The organism is Gemella morbillorum (assembly GCF_900476045.1).
Lineage (GTDB): Bacteria > Bacillota > Bacilli > Staphylococcales > Gemellaceae > Gemella > Gemella morbillorum.
In genome coordinates this window covers 23,066-40,257 of sequence record NZ_LS483440.1, presented here as the reverse complement: position 1 = coordinate 40,257, position 17,192 = coordinate 23,066, and the positions used below count along the sequence as shown (strand labels likewise).

The 17,192-nt window shown below is 32.6% G+C and carries 11 protein-coding genes and 1 riboswitch; of the genes, 4 read left to right on the top strand and 7 right to left on the bottom strand.

Annotated elements, in window-relative coordinates; all coding sequences use genetic code 11:
* Positions 1-60 precede the first annotated feature (60 nt).
* Positions 61-173: riboswitch (FMN riboswitch) on the top strand.
* A gap of 285 nt (positions 174-458) precedes the next feature.
* Entirely contained in the window at positions 459-1,019 is a 561-nt protein-coding gene (locus DQN46_RS00155; protein ID WP_111742575.1) for an ECF transporter S component, read from the top strand.
* Positions 1,020-1,480: 461 nt separating this feature from the next.
* Positions 1,481-1,939, top strand: a complete 459-nt coding sequence (locus DQN46_RS00150; RefSeq protein ID WP_170120617.1) for a sigma-70 family RNA polymerase sigma factor — start codon at positions 1,481-1,483, stop codon at positions 1,937-1,939.
* 147 nt (positions 1,940-2,086) lie between these two features.
* On the opposite strand, the gene DQN46_RS00145 is transcribed toward DQN46_RS00150, so the two are convergent.
* The 3 genes from DQN46_RS00145 to DQN46_RS00135 form a co-directional block, all read right to left on the bottom strand.
* Complete coding sequence (locus DQN46_RS00145; protein ID WP_111742573.1) at positions 2,087-4,024, bottom strand: PTS fructose transporter subunit IIABC; 1,938 nt, start codon at positions 4,022-4,024, stop codon at positions 2,087-2,089.
* 120 nt (positions 4,025-4,144) lie between these two features.
* The gene (locus tag DQN46_RS00140; protein ID WP_111742572.1) at positions 4,145-5,062 is read right to left on the bottom strand and encodes a 1-phosphofructokinase family hexose kinase; all 918 of its coding nucleotides are present in this window, start codon (positions 5,060-5,062) and stop codon (positions 4,145-4,147) included.
* Positions 5,063-5,818, bottom strand: coding sequence for a DeoR/GlpR family DNA-binding transcription regulator (locus DQN46_RS00135; protein WP_111742571.1), 756 nt, complete (start codon positions 5,816-5,818; stop codon positions 5,063-5,065).
* Between the two features lie 328 nt (positions 5,819-6,146).
* Here DQN46_RS00135 and DQN46_RS08520 point away from each other — a divergent pair, with 328 nt between their 5' ends.
* The gene (locus DQN46_RS08520; protein ID WP_145961390.1) at positions 6,147-6,326 is read left to right on the top strand and encodes a hypothetical protein; all 180 of its coding nucleotides are present in this window, start codon (positions 6,147-6,149) and stop codon (positions 6,324-6,326) included.
* A 255-nt stretch (positions 6,327-6,581) separates the two neighbouring features.
* On the opposite strand, the gene DQN46_RS00130 is transcribed toward DQN46_RS08520, so the two are convergent.
* From DQN46_RS00130 to DQN46_RS00115, 4 genes are all read right to left on the bottom strand, one after another.
* The gene (locus DQN46_RS00130) at positions 6,582-7,511 is read right to left on the bottom strand and encodes a nitronate monooxygenase (protein ID WP_111742570.1); all 930 of its coding nucleotides are present in this window, start codon (positions 7,509-7,511) and stop codon (positions 6,582-6,584) included.
* A 204-nt stretch (positions 7,512-7,715) separates the two neighbouring features.
* On the bottom strand, positions 7,716-8,702 hold the full coding sequence (locus DQN46_RS00125) for a YeiH family protein (protein ID WP_111742569.1): 987 nt from the start codon (positions 8,700-8,702) through the stop codon (positions 7,716-7,718).
* 188 nt (positions 8,703-8,890) lie between these two features.
* Entirely contained in the window at positions 8,891-9,691 is an 801-nt protein-coding gene (locus tag DQN46_RS00120; RefSeq protein WP_111742568.1) for a class I SAM-dependent methyltransferase, read from the bottom strand.
* Positions 9,692-9,932: 241 nt separating this feature from the next.
* On the bottom strand, positions 9,933-11,120 hold the full coding sequence (locus DQN46_RS00115) for a CD0519/CD1768 family membrane protein (RefSeq protein WP_111742567.1): 1,188 nt from the start codon (positions 11,118-11,120) through the stop codon (positions 9,933-9,935).
* 472 nt (positions 11,121-11,592) lie between these two features.
* On the opposite strand from DQN46_RS00115, the gene DQN46_RS00110 reads away from it, so the two are divergent.
* Positions 11,593-17,136: a ZmpA/ZmpB/ZmpC family metallo-endopeptidase gene (locus DQN46_RS00110; protein WP_111742566.1), complete on the top strand. Its 5,544-nt coding sequence runs from the start codon at positions 11,593-11,595 to the stop codon at positions 17,134-17,136.
* The last annotated feature ends 56 nt before the right edge of the window (positions 17,137-17,192 follow it).

The window sequence follows — 17,192 nt, the reverse complement described above, 5'->3', positions numbered from 1 at the left end:
TTGAAAAGCTTTTTCCTTTACATTTATATGAGAGCAGTTTATAATGGAACTATAAAATTTAATTATCTTCGGGGCAGGGTGAAATTCCCGACCGGCGGTTATAGTCCGCGAGCGTAAGCTGATTTGGTGAAATTCCAAAACCGACAGTACAGTCTGGATGATAGAAGATACGGAAAATATATTTTATTAGTTGTAGATTAAAACAATTATTTCGATATACCTAACCCACTAGCCTGCTAGTCTATTTATCAAATTATTGTCCTCTACACTCTATAAAATATCCATACCTTTATGTCCCGCTTTAAATGTTTTAAAGTGGTGTTTTTATTTTAAATTAAAAAGCCAGTAAGTCTTACTTTCTAAAGTTCCTAACTTAGCTAAAAATTTAAAAGTATCAGCACCATTCACAACGTTATTGCGGTTATTTTTACGCCTTTTGAAGATGGAAAGAGGACAATATGTATAAAAAAAATACTCATTCACTTGTTTTAAGTGGGCTACTTGCCGTTATTGCACTACTTCTATCTTTTTTTAGTTTTGCTGTGCCATTTCTGCCACCATTTCTAAAATTTGATTTTACTTTTATTCCGCTATTTATGGCGTTGCTATTGATGAACTACAAACACGCTATATTAGTATCTCTGTTAAAAAACTTTTTACACATTGTACTAATCTCGCACGAGCCTGTGGGATCTATCGCCAATATCGTTGTGGAGTTTATCTTCCTTAGCATTATCGTTTTATTTTATAAAAAAGGTACGCTAAAAATTATTATCGGCGGAGTTCTAGCAACAATCACTATGACCATCTTTATGGCTCTGCTTAATTACTTTGTATTCCTACCTGCTTATGGTTATATTATGGATTTAACAGATATAGTAAAAAATGTAAAAGTCATCGTTACCGCAGGAATTATTCCTTTCAACCTTCTTAAAGGTATCTTAGTTACAGTTTTATTCTTTGTAACACTTCGAGTATATAAACGTATACCAAGCACTATTACAAGCAAATTCGCTTAAACTATAAATATCTATACCACTAAAAAAATTTCTAAGATTAATGTGAAAAATCAATCTTGTAGAAATAGTTATGTAATCAGCGGTATAGATATTTTTTTCTTATTTCCAATTTTAATCTCCTCCTCTTCTTTTTTTAGATATTTTTAATCTTATTACAAAAAAATTTTTAAAAAAATATATTTTAAAAGTTTTTATATATTTTACAATATATTTTTTCTTAAAAACCCGTTTTATTCTGTGTCTTCCCGACGAAAAATCTTATATTATTTATTTTATATTTTCCAGTATTTTTATGTATATAGTTATCAATAAAATACATATAGAGTATGGAAAAGAAAAAGTGTTTGTGCTACAATAAAATTAGAAAATTAATTTTAGTAACAGGAGGCGTTATATATGAATAAAACATGAGCTTTTTTTAACGTTTTTTAACACAAGGATATATATCAAAAGGAGTAATTATGATGAAAGAAATTAAAAAAAATTATTATTTGTCTAAAGAGCAAGAAGAACGTTTTAATATTCTTGCTAGGGAGAAAAAAGAACTAATAAATAAAGGTTTATACAAAGTCAAAATACCAAAGTCATTACATCAGGAATTTTATAGCTTTGGTTTAGAGGGGCTTCTTGTAAGCTTTCTTATACTAGAAGATGGTGGCATAGAAGCTTACGACTTTGATAAATTTGCACTAACAGTTATAAAACGAAAACTTATTGATGAAATACGTCGTAGAAACAAAGAAAAAAGTGTTCCTATCGATTTTTCTGATAATACCCTACTTCATTCTTGCAATAACGATAGAGATATTTTAGAAGTCGATCTTAATTCTTATTTGAAATCTATTTTAACAGAACAGGAATTAGCTTTCCTAGAAGATTTCAAGAAAACTCAGGACATAAAGACAACATCTAAAATTTAAATCTATCCCTTTCTACATGCTATAGGTTGTTCAAAAGAATAAAAGAAATATATAAGCTGTTTCTATACAAAAGTGCCTAAATATTTTTCATCGCACAAAAAAACAACACCGAAGTTCTATACCTCGGTGTTGTTTTCTATATTTATATTATTTTTCTACTTTTTTTCCTAAGTTTAACGAAACAATTAGTAAGATCGCTCCTAATACTGAACCTAGCGCTAACGCTAATAAGTACATTGTCCAATTACTTACTGCACCTACCGCTATTGCAAAAATACCACCATGAGGTGCTTTTGATACTGCACCGAAAGTCATACTCAATGCTCCAGCGACACCACTTGATAGGAATAATGGTGGAATAACACGTAATGGATTACTTGCCGCGAACGGAATAGCCCCTTCTGTGATAAAGGCTAATCCCATTACATAGTTCACTAATGCTCCACTACGTTGTGCTTTTGGCCAAATATTTTTATTAATAGTTGCTGAGATTGCTATTGCTAATGGTGGAACCATACCACCAATCATTACTGCTGCCATAACATCACTTCCAGCTGTTCCTGCTGCTGTTAATAACGCTGTTCCTGTAACATAAGATGCTTTGTTGATTGGGCCTCCCATATCGATAGCCATCATCGCAGCTACTACGAATCCAAGGATAAATTTACCACTTCCATTTAATCCTGTAAGGAAGTCTTGTAATCCTGTCATAACTGCCGCCATCGGCGCGTTAATAACATAAATCATTGCGATTCCCATAATTAGAGAACCTAAGATTGGGAATAAGAAGATTGGTTTAATTCCATCTAATGATCGTGGCATCCAACTTGTTGCCATTTTAAGAACTTTAATAATACCGCCCGCTAAGAACCCTGCTACTAACGCTCCTAAAAATCCTGATGGAGTATAAGCTAAAATATCACTTTTCAGTCCCAAAATACTTGGATCAGCTAAAATACCACCGACCATACCTACTACAAACCCAGGTCTATCCGCCAGACTACGCCCGATAAATCCTGCAAGAATCGGTAACATCATACTAAATGAAATTTTACCTAAGTAGAATAATACTTCTGCGTATTTGTTGTATGTTGGGTCTTCTGGATTAAACGAGTTAATACCCCAAATAAATGACAGTGCAATTAAAATACCACCTGCTACTACGAATGGTAACATATTACTTACACCTTCCATTAGGTGTTTGTAAATTTTACGTCCTAAACTTTCTCCTTCTGCATCTGTTTCTTGTGAATCAGCCGCCCCATCGTGTTTGTATATTGGCGCTTTTCCATCTAAAATAGTTTGGATAAGTTCTTGTGGCTTGTTAATTCCGTCTGCAACTTTTGTCATAATAGTTGGGCGCCCATCAAAACGTGCCACCTCTACTTTTTTATCAGCTGCTACGATAATTCCCGCTGCTCTTTCGATATCTTCTTTTGTAAGTTTGTTTTCTATACCGATTTGACCATTAGTTTCTACTTTTACATCTAAGCCCATTGCTTTAGCTGTTTCTTTGATTTTTTCTGCAGCCATAAATGTATGAGCAATCCCTGTTGGACAAGCTGTTACAGCAATAATATAAGGTTTCTCTCCACTTGGAGCTGTTACTTCTTCTTTTTCTGGTTGAGTTTTTGCTACGAAATCTGTAAAGACTTTTTCTACATCTTCTTTTGTAGTTACTGCTTCTAATCCAGCTTTCACCTCTGAGTCCATCAGCGCTTGAGATAACGATGCAAGAGCTTTAAGATGCTCATCCGCTCCACCATCTGGCGCACAAATCATAAAGATATGTTTTGCTGGTTGTCCGTCAAAACTTTCCCACTCAACACCATCATTACTTTTTGCATAAATAATCATCGCTTTGTCAAAATCAGCACTCTTTGCATGAGGAATCGCAACATTTTCTCCTACTCCTGTAGTTGATTGAGCTTCACGAGCAAGCAACGCTTTTAAGAAATTATCTTTATTTTCGATAACTTTCTCATCTACTAACATCGTAGTAAGTTTATCTAATGCTTCTTTTTTATCTTCCGCACTAAAATTAAATTGTATTAAGTCATAATTGATAACATCAGTTAATTTCATTTTAATTCTCCTTAATATTTTATGATAGTCTACCTGACCTTTAAATTATGTATATTTCCAAGGTAATATCTTTTATAGTTTATAAACTTTAGTTAACTTTCCTTTTCAAAGTTTAATTTCTTATTTTAATTTCTTTACCTTGATTTGTGGTAGCAACTCTTCTATTAATTCCTTGCTACCTACGCCAACAGAAAACGATGTTGCCCCTCCTGCTGCTGAGGCATATTTCAATGCTTCTGCATAATCTTTCGTCTCATTATATTTAGCTACAAACATCGCCAGCATACTATCTCCTGCCGCTACCGTTGAGACAATTTTACCTTCTGCAACATTAACTTCCAATACTTCGTCATTTTCAGTTAATAATATTGCTCCTTTTGCTCCACGTGAAACAAGAACATTTTGAGCACCACACTCTTGTAATTTTCGAGCATAAACTAGGATTTCTTCCAAACCGTTTAGTGTTATTCCAAACATTTCTCCTAGTTCAAATTCATTTGGTTTAACAACAAATGGTTTGTATTGTAAGGTGTCCAACACCAAATCTTTGTTGCTATCAACTACCAAAGTAGCTCCTTTATCCGCTACTTTTTCTGCAATTTTCTTGAAATCTTCGAGTTCCATTCCTGCAATAACATTTCCTGATAAGAAAACTACATCTTCTGTCGTCAAAACATCTAGTTTTGCAAAAAATTCTGTGATGTTTTCTGAGTTCACCGCACTACTCTGACCGTTGATTTCCGTTTCAGTATCGGTAGTAAGCTTCATATTAATACGGGTCGTTCCAAGAGTTTCAACAAAGTCATGTTCTATATCTAATTTATCTAATTCTGATTTAATGAAATATCCTGTAAAACCTGCAACAAAACCTAGTGCTTTTGTTTTTTCACCTATATTATTCAATAATATCGAAATGTTTATACCTTTCCCACCGACTACATACTTCGCTTCTTGCGTTCTATTTAATTTTCCAAGGCTGAAGTTACTAGCTTTTGTAAGCATATCTACTGCTGGGTTTAAAGTTATTGTATAATACATCTATGCTTCCTCCTTATCTTTTACTATTAATATATTAGCGTATTTTTCATAGTTTTCTGGTGCATCGTAACTTACGATTGTTACTTCTTCTAAGTCCGCAAACTTGTGAAACTTGCGGTGATCAAACTTACTTTTATCTGCCAAAATATATTTTTTCTTACTATTTTTTATCGCTGCAGTTTTTATAAAAGCCTCATTCTCATCCGCAGTAGTTATACCAAAATTTTCATCAATGCCATTACAACCAACAAAACACATATCGAAACTATAATTTTTCAATTGTTCAATCGCTGTATGACCAATTACAGCTTGTGTGGAATGTTTCAAAGTTCCACCTAATATAATAGTATGTATTTTATTATTAATAAGTCGTGGCAAATGATAGGTAGAATTTGTTACGACAGTTATTTTTCTATCACGCAAATAATCAATCATTTCATAAGTAGATGTCCCTGCATCAAGATAAATAGTCTGCCCTGATTGAACTACATTTTTACAAAGATACTTTGCTACTTCTTTTTTCTCTGGTAAAAACTCCGTGCGTTTTGCCTCAACACCTATCTCACTTCCTCTTGCTGAAGTACGCTTCATCGCTCCACCATGAGTTCTATATAATAAGTTCTTTTCTTCTAAGCTTGTTAAATCTCTTCTGATTGTTGCCTCAGATACCTCACAATAATCTATAAGCTCATGTAGACTAAGTGATCCTCGCTCTTCTAACAAGTTTAAAATTCTTTTCTGTCTTTCATTTACCATTTTTTTCTTCTCCTTGACTCCCAAATTCATTATACTTAATATACTACAGCATTTCAATCAAACTCAAGCAAAAACCACTCAAAAACAAGCAAAATAATTGCTTTTTTGAGTGGTTTTATTTTTAATTATGAGCGTTTTTTAATTTGTTGAGCGAAAGAAAATTTTTATAAGATCAGAATCGGAATCTGTTTCTAATAAATTAGTTTTCAAAGTCATTAGCACAAAAACAAATATAATATTATAAAAAATTGTTATTATATCTATCGGAAAGAAATTCAGAGTATAAAACAATATAATTAACAGGATTATAGAGATTGATGTAAATCCAATGTCACGCAAGCGTCGCGTAAAACTCGCTGTTATCGGAATAGCTAAAACAACCAAAACTACAAGTAAAACTAATCCCCAAAATGTTATGTCTCTTAATTCTAGAATACTTTGTTCACGAGGGACTCCTATATCTCCACCTGCATCTAAGCGTTCTTTTATCGCTACAAACGGAAAATAGAAAACATAAGTAAATACCCCGTCTATAGCAAGAAAAAGTATCCCTATTATTCCTACCGGAAACCAATGACCTCTTATAGATGTATATCCTTTAAAGTCTACAAATCCCCTAAAAAATCAGCGAAAGCAGAGAAAAAAGATACTTGTTTTTTTCTTTGATCTATCATAACTAACCCCTCCGTAATAAATTTATATAACAAATATAATATTCAGACAACCTGTGGCTAGCTATCTTCTTGCAAAACTCAACTATTTATTAATCTATTCTTACATTTGCTAACGTTGTTTTTGCTTCTTCTAAAACATCGACTATCACTTGTTCTACTGAACGAATTTCATCGACAAGTCCTGCTATTTGGCCAGACATAACTGAACCATTTTCTACATCACCATCATAGACAGCTTTTCTTAAAGAACCTAGTGTTAATTCTTCTAATTCCATCAATGTTGACGATTGTGCTTCTAATTCATGATATCTTTTTGTCAATTCATTTTTTATACCACGAACCGGTGCTCCAAATTTCATTCCTGTTAATGTTGTTGATGTGTCATCTGCTTCTACAATTAAGTTCTTATACTCTATTGAAATTGGACATTCGTGTGTAGCTAAAAAGACTGTTCCCATTTGAACTCCACTTGCTCCTAAACAAAATGCAGCAGCAACACCTCGACCAGCAGCAATACCCCCAGCAGCAATCACAGGAATATTTACCGCTTTTGTTACTTGTGGTAAAAGCGCCATAGTTGTACTTGTTCCAACATGACCTCCTGCTTCCATTCCTTCAACAACAACAGCAGCACAACCTAATTCTTCCATTTTTTTTGCTGCTTTTACCGATGGAATTACTGGAATAACTTTAACTCCAGCTTCTGTTAAACGTGGCATAAATTTTCTTGGAGTTCCTGCTCCTGTTGTAACTATTTTAACACCTTCTTCAATAACAACATCTATTATTTCGTTGATATTAGGCATCATCAGCATTAAGTTAACCGCAAAAGGCTTTGTCGTTTGTTCTTTACATTTTTTTATTTGCTCACGTAGTTCTTCCGGACTCATTCCTCCAGAAGCTAATATCCCTAATCCTCCTGCATTAGAAACTGCACTAGCAAGTTCATAGCGTGCGATTTGAGCCATCGCACCTTGAAAAACAGGATATTTTATTCCTAATAATTGTGTAATTGTCATAACTTTGCCCTCCTTAATTTAACATCTTTTTTGTTAAATGTTTTTTTCTCTTTATTATTTTCTAGATATTTTGTTAACGTTATCTTTCTTTATATTATACCAATTATTTAGCTATTTTAAAAATGATATAAGAAAATAACCCTTTAGAATTCATATTAAATTATCATTTTTAGATAACTCTAATTAATTCTAAAAGGTTAATGGTTAAAATATAAATTTAGCTACTAAATAACATGCTATCATAAGAATAACCGATGATAAAAAGCACGCTGTAAAAACACGCAAACCGCGTTCTTTAATAACTTTGAAGTTAACACTCATTCCTAAAGACGCCATCGCCATACCTAAAAATATATATGCTGCATCTACTAAATAAGGGGTTAATGGTTTTAAGAAACTTACATAACTTCCTAATATACTCATGGCTATAAATCCTAAAATAAAGTAAGGCATCGGCATTTTCCCTTGAGCATCACTATTTGAACGACGATTAATCACAACAAGGACTATAGCTACTACTATCAACATAAGAACGCGAGATAACTTCGTCAGTATAGCTGTATCAAGTGCAACTTGACCTCCCGCTCCTCCCGCAGCAACAGCGTGAGCTATTTCATGAAGGCTTCCTCCGGTAAACACGCCATAATTATAAGGTTCTAGGTTTAAATACGGTTTTAACGCTACTTCTATTAGCGTAAACACCGTCCCAAGTATCGCTACAACCGCGACAGCAAGAACACTATTGTCAGTTTTGGCGCGTAATTGTCCGCTAACACCCATAACTGCAGCTGCTCCACAAATACCACAACCACACGCTGAAAGCAAAGCTAATTCATGATCTACTTTGAAAAGTCGGCACATATAATAAGTCAGTAAAATCATAAATAAGACTATAAAAAATGCCAAAACTAAAGTTTTCTTACCTTCTGAAAGCAATCTATCCAAAGCTAGTTTGAATCCTAATAAAATAATTCCTAGACGCAAAAATTTATTACTGATAAAAGGAATCTCTCCTTTTACCTGCTCCTTTAATCCAGTAAACATCTGTAATACCATTCCTATTACTAAAGCTATTACCAAATGTCCAAATAATTTTAATGTCGGAACCTGTGCTAGATATTTCGCCGCCATAGAAATAAAAAACATCAATAATAACGTATAGTAAAAACTAATACTTTTAAATCTTTCCATGTATTATCTCCTTATACTTTTCTAATTTTATTATACTCCTGAAATAGTTACTATGCAACGGCAGATATAATATTCTTTATTTCTATATTTAAAATATTTTATTCTGTTCTAGAGGTAACATATATTTATAAAAATGTATAATTATACAAAAAAGAGTGTAATTAATTTACACCCTTTATTATTTACTATTATATCTCTTCTTTTTCTAATATTAGTATACATTTTGTATAAAAAGGTACTTCCTTTAATTTAAAATATTTCTGTAAATACTGTAGATAACTCTCATCTTTTTCTTCTATTATACTAGAAATTTTAAAATTTAACGGTTTGAGCAACCATTTTTCCAAATAATCATGGATATTATATTCTTCTTTACTTTCTCTTTCTAGAGATTGCAATCCCCATACTACATGAAATACTAATTCATAAGCCTCTTTTTCTGTTGTTTGATATTCTTTATTATCAAATTTTTCAACATTTTGTATAATTGAATTTTCTTTAAGTTTTTTTACCCATCTATCCACTTCTTTACTAACTTTTTCATTTTTCACATGTAATGTATATGGTATATCAGAATTTTTATTCGCCCAGTCTCTTATAATAAGTTTTCCATCTTTTTTCAAATTTCGATGTATTTGTTTTAATACCTTTGTTCTTTCAGGTCGAGACATATAGCTTATTATTTCATGAAATACACTTGACATAAAAATGATATCATATTTCTCTTTGCTTTTCGCTAAATTTTCATCTGTTATAACATCTATATTTAAATTGGCTAACTCATTTTGTACTGTGGGTGAAATATCATAAGCATAATATTTTGCACCTGTTTGCTGAACACTTCTAATAAAATCGGGCGATATTCCTGAACCATAATCAAGCACTTTAGTTTTTTTCTTTAAATATGGTTTTAGTACATCAAATTTTGATAGGGCTGTTTTATTCATACGTTTAATATATGTATTTTTATCATTATTGTAATTTTCCATCTTCTTCCCCTTGTCTTTCTTGCAAGTTTTTCCCAACTAAATTACTTTCTTTTGAAAACTATTCTCTAACATTCTGTAGTAAAGTTAGATTAATATTTTTCTTTATTAATTTTTGTTAATTATACTATAAATTTTAGCGTTTATCAAAATTTAGTTTTTTATTATAGGTTGATATATAGCTATCAAAAGACCCAGTACAGTATTGTACTCGGCCTTTTTTAATATATTTAATTATTTTTATCTATCCCAGTAATAAGAATAGATAGTGGGCTACAATCCCCGCAACGATACCCCCAATAGTATGAGAAACTATCGCTTTTGATGAAAGTTTACGCACTCCTAAAGCATCCATCATACCGATATGCGTACTTAAGTATCCACTCCAACACATACCCATCGCTGTAAATACGGCAATGTCATTCGGTCCAATAAGACCATTTTTTAAAAATTCTGGCACTAGAGAAATTGCTCCCCCTACTGCTCCCAAAGCTGTAATTGGGAAAGCTATTGCTTCTGCAGATTTGAAACCAAATAATGGTTCAAGAATAAATGTTAATTTTTCTCCTAACCAAGGTAGGAATCCAACACCTTCATACGCTGCTCCTGTATATCCGTCAGCAGGCATTTTAAACGTTAACATCATAACGAATGTACAAACGATAAGTACACCCGGAATAATTGCCATCCCCATTTCTACCCCAGTTTTTCCACCTTCTAATATTGTATCTAGTACTCGTTGAAACATATTTCCATCACGGATTATTCTTACTTTATCCATCAATTCGTCTGTTTCGTTTGATTCTACCATCGGTTCATCCGCTTCATCCCCGTAGTATTTTCTTGTATGTCTTAACATCAAGCGAACACTTATTATACTTCCTATAATTGCTCCAACATTCCCTATAATTGCTGCTTTTACGAAGCCAGCTCCTTGCCCCATCATAAACATCGTTACAATAAGACCCATACCAAACGCTGTCCCTAAGTTACAAAGTGCGGGTACTTGGTACTTTTTGAAAAACGCTACAAAACGTTTATCTTTGGCAAAAGGAATAATAGCTGGGTTATCTGATAAATAAGTCGCTATTGCTCCGGTTACACTAGCACCTGGCATACCCCAAAGAGGTCTCATCAACGGAGCAAATATTTTGTTGATAAGCGCTATTGCTCCAAATTCTGATAACAGTGCGCTAATTGCTCCAGCAATAACAGCCATAGCCATTATGAAAAACACTGTATTCAACAGTAAGTCGTGAGCCGTTGCCATCATTGTTTTAAACATTAGCGGTGTTCCCATCTTACGCGCCATTAAACCGAAGATTAAAAAGAATACTGCTAAAAAGACAAATGTTTCTAGGCTTATTGCTTTTTTAACTACTGTAGCCTCTTTCTTTTTTTTGGTTTTAAGCTTGGTCTTGTCTCCATCCATAATAAATCATCCTTTCTTTAATTGTAATTTATATTTTACTTGTTTTAACTGTACTATTACAACTATTTATTACATTATATCACACTTTCTTTATCACCGCAACTATTTCAATAATTCCGAACTCTTACAGAAGAACCTCGCCGTCTTTGTTAGCACTTTTTATAAAACAATAAATCACTATAATCGTTGTTAAATAAAATATCCATTAATTTTATTAATGCTTTTTTTCTAGAAGATGTAAATATTAAGTTGTAACAAATATTACTACCCACATTTTTTACGAAAATAATACAGTTGTATTTTTTTGTTAATCATTATAACTTTTACTTAAAATCATCAAACATATTTATAATTTCTTAGCCATAAAACCTCAAAAGATAAACTCATTCTCCCTCTTTAATTAATTGTAATAAACTAGCTTTTTTGATAGAATTATATAGTCTATACATTTATAGAAAGGAGAACAATTTTTATGAAAATAAAAAATAAAAATAACAATAAGATTTTAAAATTTTCTATTAGAAAATTATCTCTTGGTGCTGCACCTGTCGTTATCAGTGCTTTGATTTTTGGAAGTTATATGCCAAGTGAAGTTTTAGCAAATGAAAATACAATTGTTAATTATACATATTTAGCTGAAAATGAATTAACAGATGCAGAAAAAAGTTTAATAAAGAAAAATATACCTAGTGATGTTAAGGAAAATGAAATATATTACATGGTTTATAAAAAGGATCCTAAACCTACATCAGAAATTAAGACTTTACCTAATACCGGGCAAAACTCTCTTCCTTTAACAGGTTTAGCAGTGGGTGCTGCTGTTCTGGTTGTTCTTTTAGTATCTAAAAAACACAGAAACAAAGTACTTAGTGTTGTTTTAATCGGAGCGATGGGACAAAGTATTGTTATGCCGTTCGAGTCTTTCGCTTTTGAAAATAAAGAGTTGGTAAGCTATAATACTCAAAAAACTATTGCTAACTCTAACGAATTGGCAAATGGTGTAATAAAAATCGATGGGTACTCTTATGTTGGTTATTTCACACAAAGTGATTTAAAAACCCTACCTAATCAAGTAAATCCAACGGTTCCTGAAAAACCGACGAATCCAACAAATCCAAACAATCCAACACCACAACCAAATCCACAACCCCAACCTGAGTACAAAACTACTCCAGATGAAGGACCTAAGGTTCCTACTGTTGAAAAACCTGAACTAAAAGTTACTAAAGAGGTTGTGCCTTTCGAAACTATCGAACAAAATGACGATACCCTTCCTAAAGGTCAAACGAAAGTTGTCCGTGATGGAGTCAATGGTGAGCGTACTATTCTAACTGAAGTGTCTACTGTTGATGGTGTTCAAACTAGCAAAGTTGTTGATAATTCTATTACTACTCAACCGGTTAATAAAATTGTTGCTGTCGGTACAAAAGAAGTAACACCGGCTCCAGAGCATAAAACAACTCCGGATGAAGGACCTAAGGTTCCTATTGTTGAAAAACCTGAATTAAAAGTTACTAAAGAGGTTATACCTTTTGAAACTATCGAACAAAATGACGATACCCTTCCTAAAGGTCAAACGAAAGTTGTCCGTGATGGAGTCAATGGTGAGCGTACTATTCTAACTGAAGTGTCTACTGTTGACGGTGTACAAACTAGTAAAGTTGTCGATAATTCTATTACCACTCAACCGATTAATAAAATTGTTGCTGTCGGTACAAAAGAAGTAACACCAGCTGTAGATAAGACTGCATTGCAAAACGCTATTGCTACTGCTAATAGCAAAAACAAAGATGATTACACTACTCAATCTTGGGCAGACTTGACTACTGCTTTAGCAACTGCTAATACTATTAACAACGACAATAACACTACTCAAAACGCGGTAAACGAAGCTACTCAAAACTTGCTAAAAGCTATTGAAAAATTAGTAAAACTTGCTGATAAACCTGTATTAAAATTTGTTAACACTAATAAAAACGAATTAGAGCATAGTGCTACGGCTAAATACACGTTAGAAAATCCTACTAATGCAGAAGTAAAATCTATTACAGCTACTCTTAAAAAAGGTAACGAAATTGTAAAAACTGTAGATTTAACAAAAGATAATTTAGATGCTGTTTTAAGTGACTTAGACTTCTATAAAGAATATACATTATCTACAACAATTGTTTATAACCAAGGAAATGGAGAAGAATCAGAAACTCTTACTGATGAAAAAATTCTACTAGAACCTAAAAAAATAGAAGTTAAAGATATTAAACGTACAGACTTAATTAAATATGAAAATAAAGTTGAATCAGATGCTACAAGACTAACATCTATCCCTCAAGATTTAACTAATTATTATCTAAAAGTTACATCAAACGATCATAAAACAACACTATTAGCTGTTAAAAATATCGAAGATGCAGAGGTTGATGGTAAAAAAGTATACAAAGTAACTGCTGTTGCTGACAACCTAGTGCAACGTAACGCAAGTAATAATCTTAGCGACGTATATACTTACTATATAGAAAAACCAAAAACTAAAGAAGATAATGTTTATTATGATTTTGCAGAATTAATAAACGCTATGCAAGCAAATCCAGCTGGTGAATTCCTTCTTGGTCAAAGTATGAGCGCTAAAAACGTTGTACCTGCTGGCAAATCTTATGTTACAGCAGAATTTACAGGTAAACTTCTAAGTAACGGGGATAAACGTTATGCTATTCACGACCTAGAGCATCCATTGTTTAATAATATCAATAATGCAATAATCAAAAATATTAACTTTGAAAATGTTGCGATAGATAGATCTGGAGAAGATAATATCTCTGCTATTGGAAATAATTTAAAAAATAATGCAACTATCGAAAATGTTAAAATTACTGGTTCTATAACTGGTAAAAATAATGTTGCCGGAGTTGTTAACAATATCCATGAAGATGGAAAAGTTGAAAATGTCGCATTTATTGGTAAAATAAATTCTGTTGGGAATGATTCTACAGTAGGTGGTATTGCTGGTTCTAACTATATGGGATTTGTTAATAGAGCTTATGTGGATGCCACTATTACCGCTAATAATGCACATGCTAGTATGCTAGTACCTTTTGTAAACTATAAAGCACATAGTTGGCTATCAGGAACAAAAGGAAAACTAACAAACTCTGTAGCAAAAGGTATTCTTGATGTTAAAAATACTAAATATGTTGGTGGAATAGTTGCTAAAACTTGGCCATATGGAGCGGTTCAAAATAACGTAACATATGCTAAAGTGATTAAAGGTGAAGAACTATTCGGTTCAAATGACGTTAACGATGGCGATGCAAATCCTTTTGTATCAAACTTATTTGGAGTTATCGGATATAGTTCTTCTGAAGATGGTACTGGTCGAGATAATAAAAACAAAAACAAATTAAAACACTTATCTAAAGCTGAGGCTGATGAAAAAGTTGCTGGTTTCAATATTACCGCTGATACACTATCAAGTGAAGCATACACTATGAACACTATCAACAATATCAAACCTAGTAACAAAGCATATACAGATATTCAAGATTACAATGCTGACTATAGTTTAGCTTACAAAAATCTTGAAAAACTGCAACCATTCTATAATAAAGATTATATCGTTAACCAAGCGAATAAACTTGCTAAAGATCATAACTTAAATACAAAAGAAGTTCTTTCTGTTACACCGATGAATAACAATGATTTCATCGCTAACCTTAGTGTTGCAAATAAAATTGTCGTTCACTATGCTGACGGAACTAAAGACTACTTCAACTTATCTGAAAGTAATGTTGGCTTAACTAACGTTAAAGAATATGAAATAACTGATCTTGGAATTAAATATACACCTAATATCGTTCAAAAAGATCATAGTAATCTTATCAATGGTATAAAAGCTATCTTAAGTCCAATAGATCTACAATCAGAGCCAATTTATCAACATTTAAATAGAACTGGTAATAACAAGGTAAATGCGATAAAAGACCTTTATTTAGAAGAAAGTTTTGATTATGTTAAGAGAAATCTTGATGTATTCATTGAAAAATTAGTTCAAAACGAAGATCATCAATTGAATAATTCTGTAGCAGCTCAACAGATGATTCTTGATAAAGTTGAGAAAAACAAAGCCGCTCTATTATTAGGTTTAACTTATCTAAATCGTTACTACGGCGTTAAGTTTGGCGATGTAAATATTAAAGAACTTATGCTGTTTAAACCTGATTTTTACGGTAAAAATGTTGATGTTTTAGACAGACTTATCGAGATGGGTTCTAAAGAAAGTTATATTAGTGGTTCAAGAACATTCGAAGCCTTTGGTGAAGTTCTTGCAAAATCTACGAAGTCAGGACATTTAGAGTCATTCTTAAACTATAATCGTAGTCTATTTACAAACTTTACAGATATGAACGATTGGTTTATCGATGCAACTAAAGATAAAGTATATATCGCTGAACGTGCTTCAGAAGTAGATGCGATTAAAAATGCTAAGTATCGAGCATTTGACAATTTAAAACGTGCTCACCTTAGAAAAACTCTTCTTCCTCTACTTAATATAGAGAAATCACATATTTACCTAATTTCTAACTACAATGCTATAGCTTTTGGTAGTGCTGAAAGATTAGGTAAAAAATCATTCGCTGATATTAAGGATATGGTGGACAAAGCTGCAGATGGTTATAGAAACTACTACGACTTCTGGTATCGTCTAGCTGCAGATAATGTTAAAAACCGTCTATTAAGAGACTCAGTTATCCCTCTTTGGGAAGGTTATAACGCTCCTGGTGGATGGGTTGATAAATACGGTAGATACGGACAACAAAATGAATATTCTCCACTTCGTGAATTATTCGGACCTATCGGTAAACACTTTGGAAATAATGGTGCTGGTGCCTATGCTGTAATTTATGGTAATCCAAATGATACTAGAACAGAAGTAAACTATATTTACCTAAATATGATTGACGAATATGGTATTTCTGTTTATACTCACGAAACAACACACGTTAACGATGGTCACATCTACCTTGGTGGTTTTGGTCGCCGTGAAGGAACTAGCTTTGAAGCTTTTGCTCAAGGTATGTTACAAACTCCAGTACCTAGCAGTTGGGCTGATGAGTTCGGTTCGTTAGGTATCAATATGGTATTTAAACGTCCAAATGATGGAAATCAATGGTATATTACCGATCCAAAAACTCTAAAAACAAGAGATGATATCGATCGCTATATGAGAGGTTATAACGATGCGTTAACTCTTCTTGATGAAATCGAAGCAGAAGCTGTTATTTCTCAACAAAATAGAGATTTAAACGGTGCTTGGTTCAAGAAAATGGATAAACAATACCGTGATAGCAACAACCTTAACCATTGGGATAAGATTCGCCATCTATCAAAAGAAGAAAAAGACAGCTTAAATATTCAATCTGTTAATGATTTAGTCGACCAACAATTAATGACTAATCGTAATCCAGGCAATGGTGTTTATAAACCAGAAGTAGTTAGCTACCACGATCAATCTCCTTATGTAGGTGTTAAAATGATGACTGGTATTTATGGAGGTAATACTAGTAATGGAGCTCCAGGTGCAGTTTCATTCAAACATAATGCATTTAGATTATGGGGTTACTACGGTTATGAAAATGGATTCCTTGGCTATGCTTCTAATAAATATAAACAAGCCTCTAAAACGGATGGCCACTCAGTTCTAAGTGATAAATACATAATCAACAAAATTTCTGGAGGTAAATTCTCTACATTAGAAGATTTCAAAAAAGCTTACTTCCAAGAAGTAAAAGATAAAGCTAAAGTAGGTTTAACTACGTTTGAAGTAAATGGTACTACTGTTTCATCTTATGATGAACTTCTTGCATTGTTTAAAGATGCTGTTACAAAAGATGCACAAACTCTTAAAGCAGATAACAATAGCAATAAATCAGTATCAATGAACAATACGTTGAAACTGAAAGAAGAAGTTTATAAAAAACTTCTTCAAAGAACAGATAGCTTTAAAACATCTATTTTCAAATAAAATATAAACTATATTTTAAACATATTAAACTCCCGAAAAACTTAATGTACATGTTT

What these genes read in the sequence shown, in the direction of transcription:
- DQN46_RS00155 (WP_111742575.1), top strand. Translation starts at nt 459, where the DNA reads ATGTATAAAAAAAATACTCATTCACTTGTTTTAAGTGGGCTACTTGCC.
- DQN46_RS00150 (WP_170120617.1), top strand. Translation starts at nt 1,481, where the DNA reads ATGATGAAAGAAATTAAAAAAAATTATTATTTGTCTAAAGAGCAAGAA.
- DQN46_RS00145 (WP_111742573.1), bottom strand. Translation starts at nt 4,024, where the DNA reads ATGAAATTAACTGATGTTATCAATTATGACTTAATACAATTTAATTTT.
- DQN46_RS00140 (WP_111742572.1), bottom strand. Translation starts at nt 5,062, where the DNA reads ATGTATTATACAATAACTTTAAACCCAGCAGTAGATATGCTTACAAAA.
- DQN46_RS00135 (WP_111742571.1), bottom strand. Translation starts at nt 5,818, where the DNA reads ATGGTAAATGAAAGACAGAAAAGAATTTTAAACTTGTTAGAAGAGCGA.
- DQN46_RS08520 (WP_145961390.1), top strand. Translation starts at nt 6,147, where the DNA reads ATGTCACGCAAGCGTCGCGTAAAACTCGCTGTTATCGGAATAGCTAAA.
- DQN46_RS00130 (WP_111742570.1), bottom strand. Translation starts at nt 7,511, where the DNA reads ATGACAATTACACAATTATTAGGAATAAAATATCCTGTTTTTCAAGGT.
- DQN46_RS00125 (WP_111742569.1), bottom strand. Translation starts at nt 8,702, where the DNA reads ATGGAAAGATTTAAAAGTATTAGTTTTTACTATACGTTATTATTGATG.
- DQN46_RS00120 (WP_111742568.1), bottom strand. Translation starts at nt 9,691, where the DNA reads ATGGAAAATTACAATAATGATAAAAATACATATATTAAACGTATGAAT.
- DQN46_RS00115 (WP_111742567.1), bottom strand. Translation starts at nt 11,120, where the DNA reads ATGGATGGAGACAAGACCAAGCTTAAAACCAAAAAAAAGAAAGAGGCT.
- DQN46_RS00110 (WP_111742566.1), top strand. Translation starts at nt 11,593, where the DNA reads ATGAAAATAAAAAATAAAAATAACAATAAGATTTTAAAATTTTCTATT.